This is a genomic window from Streptomyces sp. AC627_RSS907, from assembly GCF_019049165.1.
This window is the reverse complement of record NZ_JAGMUE010001004.1, coordinates 1-687: the sequence shown is the minus strand read 5'-3', so window position 1 is coordinate 687 and position 687 is coordinate 1. Positions and strand designations below refer to the sequence as shown.

The 687-nt window shown below is 67.0% G+C and carries 1 protein-coding gene and 1 pseudogene; one reads left to right on the top strand and one right to left on the bottom strand.

Features of this window, described 5'->3' with window-relative positions; all coding sequences use genetic code 11:
- Positions 1-84: 84 nt before the first annotated feature.
- On the bottom strand, positions 85-363 hold the full coding sequence (locus KUM32_RS39915) for a hypothetical protein (protein ID WP_254406757.1): 279 nt from the start codon (positions 361-363) through the stop codon (positions 85-87).
- A 136-nt stretch (positions 364-499) separates the two neighbouring features.
- Between KUM32_RS39915 and KUM32_RS39910 the strand changes: the two are divergent.
- A pseudogene (locus tag KUM32_RS39910) lies at positions 500-687 on the top strand (hypothetical protein); the annotation flags it as partial.

The window sequence follows — 687 nt, the reverse complement described above, 5'->3', positions numbered from 1 at the left end:
CAAGGTCCGACACGATCACGCCACGCCGGAGGCTCCCTCGCCATGGGGGTTCACTTCGCGCGCGCACCCATCGTCGATGGGGGTTCAGGACGCGTCGTACGCCCGCGCGTCGCTGGCCGACACCTTGTCCGGCTCCGTCGCTATCGCGGCGTCGATGAGCGGCAACAGCTTCTCGACGTGCGTGCCGACCTTCTCGTGGCGGCCCTTGAGTTCGGTGTGCCAGGCCCGGGCGTTCTTGCCCACCCAGACCGCGTCTCCCCCGATGTCCTCGGTGGGCGTCTTGAGCGCCTTCTTCAGCCCCTCCGCCTCCCTCGCCACGTCGCGGCGGAGTTTTTCGAGGTCCGCCTTACGCGGATTTGCCACCTTGTCCTCTGACTCGCCCACCGGCTGCTCCCCCTTGCTGCGTCGGTATCCCGGATCGGGCCACCCTACAAATGCGCGCCCATCGCGGGCGAGCGACAGGTTGCCCCATACAACGGTTAGCTCCTAGCCTGCCTTGATGGAATCACCAGGAACCCAAGAGACACCCGACGTGCTGGTTCTCCCCACCATGGCGGACATCGCCCGTGACGACGCCGGTACGCCCCTTCTGGATGGTTCCATCGAGGTGATGCTCATCCCGCTGGAGGCCGAGTCCGGGGGCGTACAACGGGTCGCCCTCGCTTTCACCACGGTGCCGCTCCTGGT